The sequence below is a fragment of the Streptomyces sp. NPDC102514 genome (assembly GCF_055584525.1).
In genome coordinates, this window is the sequence record NZ_JBVJLW010000012.1 from 350,867 (window position 1) to 358,554 (window position 7,688).

The following is a 7,688-nucleotide window of genomic DNA, read 5'->3' on the forward strand; positions in this document are numbered from 1 at the left end:
GGTCCGCGACCGGCCAAAACTCGCTGGGTGTTGTCAGTGCCGAAACGTAGGCTCGCTGCTGATGCCCACCACACCTGCGCCCGCCGAGGGAACCGACGAGACCCAGCCCGCCGAGAGCCGTTCCGCCGTCCGCAGCCTGCTGCGGCTGTGGCCGTACGTGAAGCCCGTGCGCGGACGGCTGGCCGTCGCGGCCGTCGTCGCGGTCGTCGCCTCCTGTACGGGTCTGGTGATCCCGCTCGTCCTGAAGTGGATCGTGGACGGGCCGGTGGCCGACCGGGACACGGGCGGGGTGTGGCTCGGCGCGCTGTACCTGCTGCTGCTCGGGGTCGCGGAGGCGGTGCTCTTCGGACTCCGGCGGTGGCTGGTCGCCCGGCCGCTCGCCGGGGTCGAGGCGGCGATGCGGGCCGGTCTGTACCGGCATCTGCAGCGGCTGCCCATCGCCTTCCACGACCGCTGGCCGTCGGGGCAGCTGCTGTCGCGGGGGACGACGGATCTGATGCTGCTGCGGATGTTCCTCGCGTTCCCCCTGACGTTCCTGCTGGTCAACTCGGTGACGATCCTCGTGGGCGTCCTGATCATGCTGGCCCAGGACTGGACGCTGGGACTGGTCCTGCTCGCACCCGCCGTACCGGTGATGATCGTCTGCTGGCTGTTCGAGAAGCGGTACTCGCGGGTGGCGCGGCAGGCGCAGGACCAGGTCGGCGACCTGACGACGCTCGTCGAGGAGAGCGTGCTCGGCATCCGGATCATCAAGGGGTTCGGCCGCCACCGCAGCCAGGCGCTCGCCTTCCGTGACCTGTCCCGGACCCTGCGCGGCACGGAACTGGCCAAGGCGCGGCTGCTCGCGGGGATCTTCGCCGCGATCACGACCCTGCCCGAACTCGCCATCGGCGCGGCCCTGGTGCTCGGCACGGTGCAGGTGGCCGACGGCTCCCTGTCGGCCGGCACGCTGGTCGCGTTCCTCTCCACGGCCCTCGCCCTGCGGTGGCCCGTCGAGTCGATCGGCTTCCTGCTGGCCATGAGCCAGGAGGCGGCGACGGCCACGGAACGCTACTTCGAGGTCATGGACGCGCCTCCGGAGTCGGACACCGCGCCGGCGTCCGGGGCGGGACAGACGTCCGGGGCGGCACAGGCGTCCGGGGCCGGGGCGGGGCTCCGGTTCGACGGGGTGCGGTTCCGGTATCCCGATGCCGAGTCCGACAGCGTTCCCGTCCTCGACGGGATCGATCTGCACATCCGGCCCGGCGAGACCATGGCCCTCGTGGGCGGGACGGGGTCCGGCAAGACCACGCTCACCGCGCTCGTGCCCCGGCTGCACGAGGTCACCGCGGGACGGATCACGCTGGACGGCGTGGACATCACCGCGATGCCCAGGGAGGAACTGCGCGCCCTCGTCGCCGTCGCCTTCGAGGAGCCCACCCTCTTCTCCGCGGGAGTGGGAGAGAACGTCCTCATGGGCGCCGCGGACACCGCGGGCGAGGCCGATCTCGCCCGCGCCCTGGCCGTCGCGCAGGCCGACTTCGTCCACGCGCTGCCCCACGGCACGGACACCCAGGTCGGCGAGCAGGGCCTCAGCCTCTCCGGCGGCCAGCGCCAGCGCCTGGCCCTGGCGCGCGCGGTCGTCGGCAGCCCCCGCTTCCTCGTCCTGGACGATCCGCTGTCCGCCCTGGACGTCCACACGGAGGCCCTGGTCGAAGCGGCCCTGCGGCGCGTCCTCGCCGGGACGACCGCCCTGGTCGTGGCCCACCGCCCGTCCACGGTCCTGCTCGCCGACCGCGTGGCCCTGCTCTCCGGCGGCCGTATCACCGCCGTGGGCACCCATCCCGAACTGCTGCGTACGAGCGCGGAGTACGCCTGGCTGATGTCGGGAAGGACAGAGACGACCGAGAGGGAGAACCGATGACGGCGCCCACGACCACCGCGCCGACAGACGACAGCAGAGACCGTCCGGCGGACCCGCCGCCCAAGGACGGCGATCCCTTCGACCGTGACGCCCTGCCCGCTCCCCCGCGCGCCACGGCCACCCTCCTGCGCTCCCTGCTCGCGCCCATGCGGGCCCGCGTCGTCCTCGCGGCGGTCCTCCTGCTGCTCCAGCAGGCGGCGGTGCAGGCGGGCCCGATGCTCGTGGCGTACGCGATCGACCGCGCCGTACCGGCCTTCCGCGCCGACGACCACGGCCCGCTGATCGCGGTGGCGGCGGTGTACGCGCTGTGCTCGGTGGCGGCCGGCGCCCTCCAGTACGGCTTCGTCCGTGTCTCGGCCCGCGTCAACCAGGACGTCCTGCTGGATCTGCGCGGCAGGATCTTCCGGCACGCGCAGGCGCTCAGCGTCGACTTCCACGAGCGCTACACCTCGGGCCGGCTCATCTCGCGCTCCACGACGGACGTCGAGTCGCTGCGCGAACTGCTCAGCGAGGGCCTCCAGGAACTCATCACGGTCATCCTGTCGTTCGTCTACATCTCCACGATGCTGCTCTGGCTGGACCTGGGCCTCGGCGCGGTCGCGGTCGCGTCGTTCGTCCCGCTGTTCCTCCTCATCCGGCTCTACCGGCGCCGCGCCGGGCGGATCTTCGCCGTCCGGTCGACCGCCATCGCCGCGGTCATCGTGAAGTTCGCGGAGACGATGAACGGCATCAGGCCGGTACGCGCCTTCCGCCGCGAGGCCGTCAACGACTCGGCGTTCCACGCGCTCAACAGCCGCCACGAGCGTGTCAACGGCGACGCCATCCTGGAGATGGCCCGCTATGTCGTCGGCTCCCGCCTGGTCGCCAACACGGCGGTCGCGGGGATCGTGCTGTGGGGCGCGTACCGGGTGGCGTCCGGGTCGCTCGCGCTGGGGGTGCTGGCCGCCGCGGTGCTCTACCTGCGGCGCCTGTACGACCCGATCGACCGGCTCGGCATGTTCCTCAACTCGTACCAGTCGGCGGCGGCCTCGATGGAGAAGATCGCGGGTCTGCTGGCCCAGGTCCCCTCGGTGCCGGAACCCTCGCAGCCGCGTGAGCTGCCTCCGCTCGCCTCCGAACTGCCGGGCCGGGAGGTCGTGTTCGACGACGTGCGGTTCGCGTACCGGACGGGCGGCGAGGTGCTGCCGGCCTTCTCGCTGACGCTCCCGGCGGGCCAGACCGTCGCCGTGGTCGGCTCCACGGGCGCGGGCAAGTCGACGCTCGCCAAGCTCCTGGCCCGCTTCTACGACCCCACGACCGGCCGTGTCCTGCTCGACGGCGTGGATCTGCGCGAGCTGTCCGTGCCCGAACTGCGGCGCGGTGTGGTGATGGTGACGCAGGAGGCCTTCCTGTTCTCCGGCACGGTCGCCGAGAACATCGCCATCGGCCGCCCCGACGCGTCCCGCGAGGAAATCGAGCGGGCCGCGAAGGCCATCGGCGCCCACGACTTCATCAGCTCCCTGCCGGACGGCTACGACACGGACGTACGCAAGAGGGGCGGGCGCATCTCGGCCGGTCAGCGCCAACTGGTGGCGTTCGCGCGGGCGTTGCTGGCCGACCCGGCGGTCCTGATCCTCGACGAGGCGACCAGTTCGCTGGACGTGCCGGGCGAACGGGCCGTCCAGCGGGCCATGCACACGGTCCTGCGCGGCCGTACGGCGGTGGTCATCGCCCACCGGCTCTCGACGGTCGAGATCGCCGACCGGGTCCTCGTCATGGAGCACGGCCGCATCGTCGAGGACGGCAGCCCCGACCGGCTCGTCACGGACACGGGCCGGTTCGCGGACCTGCACCGGGCCTGGCGGGACAGCCTGGTGGAGGAGCACGCCGAGTGACCCCGAAGCGGATGGGCCCGAAGCGGATGGGCCCGGAGAGGACGGTCCCCGAGCGGATGGGCCGGCCGGAGCGCTTCGCGTACGAGGATCCCGGCGTCCCCGACCTGCGTGGCGGCGGCCGGTACCTGTGGTGGCTGGTCGCCCGGCAGCCGGGGCGGTCGGCGGCGGGCGCGGTGCTGGCCACCGTCTGGCTGGTGCTCATCGCGCTGACGCCTTATCTGCTGTCCCGGGCCATCGACGACGGGCTGGAGCCGGGTGACCTCGCCGTACTGGCCGGCTGGTGCGCCGCGCTGCTGGGCCTCGGGGTGTTCAACGCCCTGGTGGGCCTCCTGCGCCACCGCACGATGACCAAGGTCCGGATGGACGCCAACTTCCGTACGGTGAAGCTCGTCGTGGGGCAGGCGACCCGGCTGGGCGCCGGGCTGTCCCGGCAGACGGGGGCCGGAGAGGTCGTCACGATCGGCGTCGGCGACGTGCTGACGATCAGCGGGGCCCTGACCGTCGTGGGGCCCGGCGTGGGCTCGGTCGTCGCCTATGTCGTCGTGGCCGGGCTGCTGCTGTCGGTCTCGGCGCCGCTGGCCGCGGTGGTCCTGACCGGCATCCCGGTGATCGTCGTACTCGTCGGCCCCCTGATGGGACGGCTGCGGGGCGTGGAGACGGAGTACCGCGAGCTGCAGGGCACGCTGACCGCGCGGATCGGGGACCTCGCGGGCGGGCTGCGGGTGCTCAACGGCCTCGGCGGCAAGGGACTGTTCGCGGACGCCTTCCGCCGGGACTCGCACCTGCTGCGCGAACAGGGGTACCGGGTCGGGTCCGTGACCAGCTGGCTCCAGGCGCTCGGGGTGGGGCTGCCGACCATGTTCCTGGCCGTGGTGACGTGGCTGGCGGCCCGGCTCGCCGCGCAGGGCTCGCTCACCGTCGGCGAGCTGGTGTCCGTGTACGGCTATGCGGCGGTCCTGGTGGGCCCGGTGGCGTTCTTCGTCGAGTGCGGCTACCAGATCAGCCGGGGCGTGGTCGCCGGCCGGCGCGTCGTACGCTTCCTCGCCCTGGAGCCGCTGATGGCGGACGACTTCCCGGCGGACCCGGCAGAGGACCCCGCCACGAACGGCCCTGCGGACGCCCCCGCGGAGCCCTCGGTGCTGCACGATCCGCGGTCCGGCGTCCGGGTGGTGCCGGGCGCGCTGACCGCCCTGGCCGGCGCCCGTCCGGCGGAGTCCGCCGCCGTGGTCGACCGGCTCGGCCGGTACACCGGGTCGGCGGCCACCTGGGGCGGCGTACGGCTCGACGCGATCGCCCTGCCGCGGATACGGGAGCGGATCCTGGTCGCCGACAACGAGGCCGACCTGTTCGCGGGCACCCTGCGCGAGCTGCTCTCCGGCCGCCTGGACCGGGCCGGCACGGACGACACGGACAGCACGGACAGCACGGACCTCGACGCGGCCGTCGGCAGAGCCGTGCACGCGGCCGTCGCGGACGACATCGTGCTCGGGCTGCCGGACGGGCTCGACTCGGCCGTCGACGCGCAGGGCCGCAGCCTCTCCGGGGGCCAGCGACAGCGCGTACGCCTCGCGCGGGCCCTGCTCGCCGACCCCGAGGTGCTGCTCGCGGTCGAGCCCACCTCGGCGCTCGACGCGCACACCGAGGCCGCGGTCGCCGCCCGGCTGCGCGCGGCGCGCACCGGCCGCACGACCCTCGTCACCAGCACCTCGCCCCTGGTGCTCGACCAGGTGGACACCGTGTACTACCTGGTCGACGGCGAGGTCGCGGCCGTCGGCGGACACCGCGAACTCCTCGACAGCGAACCGGGATACCGGGCGCTGGTGGCCCGCGACGCGGACCCGGACGGCGCGGCGGCCGGGCAGACCGGCGGGCGCGACGTGGAGGAGCCGGAAGGGGCCGTGCGATGAGCACGCAGTTGCCGGTCGCCGGACCGGCCGACGTGCGCGCCGCCGCGGCCCGGCTGATCCGCGCGGACGGCCGCGCCTTCACCGCCGTACTCGTCCTGAACGCACTGGCCGCCGCTGCCGGTCTGGCCGGGCCGTGGCTGCTCGGCCGCATCATCGACGAGGTCAGGGCCGGTGCCGGGGTCGCCGCCGTGGACCGGCTGGCGCTCGTCATCCTGGTGTGCGCGCCCGCCCAGTTGCTGCTGGCGCGGGCCGCCCGGTTCGTCGGGCACCGGTTCGGGGAGCGGACGCTGGCGCGGGTGCGCGAGGAGTTCGTCGACCGGGCGCTGGCCCTGCCCGCGTCCGTGGTGGAACGGGCGGGCACCGGCGATCTGACGGCCCGCGGCACCGCCGATGTCGCCGCGGTGGGCACGACCCTGCGGGACGCGGGGCCCGAACTGCTGATCTCCTCGGTGCAGGCGCTGTTCCTCATCGGCGCGGTCTTCCTGCTGGATCCGCTGCTGGGCGTCTGCGCGGTGCTCGCCCAGGCCGGTATCTGGTTCGCCCTGCGCTGGTATCTGCGCCGGGCCCGCCCCGCCTACCTCGCCGAGGGCGCCGCCACCTCGGAGGTCGCCGAGATCGTCTCGGCCACCACGTCCGGCGCGCGCACGGTCGAGGCGTTCGGGCTGCAGCGGCGGCGCGTCACCGCGAGCCGGGACGCGCTCGACGTGTCCCGGCGCACCCGTATGCGCACGCTGAACCTGCGGTCCGTGTTCTTCACGACCGTGGAGATCTCGAACGTCCTGCCGGTGGCCGTCGTCCTGATGGTGGGCGGGGCCCTGCACGCGCGGGGCGCGATGAGCGTGGGCGCCGTGGTCGCGGCGGCCCTGTATCTGCGCCAGCTGGAGTCGCCGCTCGACACGATCCTGATGCGGGTGGAGCAACTGCAGAGCAGCGGCGCCTCGTTCGCACGGGTGGAGGGCCTGGGCCGGGCCCCGCTGACCGCCCCCGCGGGCCCGGGGCCGGCGCCGGGACCGCCGTCGAGGTCCCCCGCCCCGGTCCCGGTGGACGACCTGATCGACGTACGGGGGGTGCGGTACGCGTACGACCGCGGCGGTGAGGTGCTGCGCGGGGTCGACCTGACCGTACGGCCCGGGGAGCGGCTGGCCGTCGTAGGGCCGTCGGGCGCCGGGAAGACGACCCTGTCCCGGCTGCTCGCGGGCATCGACGTGCCGGGCTCCGGCTCGGTGACGGTCGGCGGGGTGCCGATCGCGGAGCTGGACCCGGAGCAGCTGCGGCGGCAGGTCGTGCTCGTCACCCAGGAGCACCACGTGTTCCTGGGCACGGTCCGCGACAACCTGCTGATCGCCGATCCGGCCGCCGACGACGCCGCGTTGTGGGCGGCGCTCGCGGCGGTCGGCGCCGACGACTGGGTCCGGGACCTGCCGGACGGGCTCGGCACGGAGCTGGGCCCCGGCGGCCGTCCCCCGGGCGCCGGCCCCGCCGGGCCGCCGGGCGGGGCTCCGGTCGCGGACGGCTCGCGGGCCCAGCAACTGGCGCTGGCCCGGGTGGTGCTGGCCGACCCGCACACCCTGATCCTCGACGAGGCCACGGCGCTCCTCGACCCGGCCACCGCACGTCACACGGAGCGCGCGCTGGCCGCCGTGCTCGAAGGGCGCACCGTCATCGCCATCGCGCACCGCCTGCACACCGCGCACGACGCGGACCGGGTGGCCGTGATGGAGGACGGCCGACTGACCGAACTGGGCACACACGCGGACCTGGTGACGGCCGACGGCGCGTACGCGTCCCTGTGGCACTCGTGGCACGGCGAGCACCCGCGCCCCTCCTGAACCGTCATTCCCCCCTCCTTTCCTCTCGGGTCCACTGAGCGGAACCACGCTTGTGCGGGCCATCCGGCCTCCCGGAATATCTAACCTCGCGCTTTCACGAGGTGGGACGTCCGAGGCTTGATCAAATAAGCGGAGAGTGCTCCTGACCTGCAACGATGGGACTTGTCTAGGGTCC

Annotated in this window: 4 protein-coding genes; all 4 read left to right on the forward strand. The window is 73.9% G+C overall.

Annotated features, from left to right (window positions below; translation table 11 throughout):
• Positions 1-61 precede the first annotated feature (61 nt).
• From ACZ60E_RS29035 to ACZ60E_RS29050, 4 genes are read left to right on the forward strand one after another with little or no spacing between them, the layout of a single operon-like run.
• On the forward strand, positions 62-1,903 hold the full coding sequence (locus tag ACZ60E_RS29035) for an ABC transporter ATP-binding protein (protein WP_384807674.1): 1,842 nt from the start codon (positions 62-64) through the stop codon (positions 1,901-1,903).
• Positions 1,900-3,777 (forward strand): ABC transporter ATP-binding protein, encoded by a 1,878-nt coding sequence (locus tag ACZ60E_RS29040; protein ID WP_469444255.1) that lies wholly within the window; start codon positions 1,900-1,902, stop codon positions 3,775-3,777. The genes ACZ60E_RS29035 and ACZ60E_RS29040 overlap by 4 nt, the downstream gene beginning before the upstream one ends.
• Positions 3,778-3,833: 56 nt before the next feature.
• Positions 3,834-5,684, forward strand: a complete 1,851-nt coding sequence (locus tag ACZ60E_RS29045) for an ABC transporter transmembrane domain-containing protein (protein WP_469444284.1) — start codon at positions 3,834-3,836, stop codon at positions 5,682-5,684.
• Positions 5,681-7,513 (forward strand): ABC transporter ATP-binding protein, encoded by a 1,833-nt coding sequence (locus ACZ60E_RS29050; RefSeq protein WP_469444257.1) that lies wholly within the window; start codon positions 5,681-5,683, stop codon positions 7,511-7,513. The genes ACZ60E_RS29045 and ACZ60E_RS29050 overlap by 4 nt, the downstream gene beginning before the upstream one ends.
• The last annotated feature ends 175 nt before the right edge of the window (positions 7,514-7,688 follow it).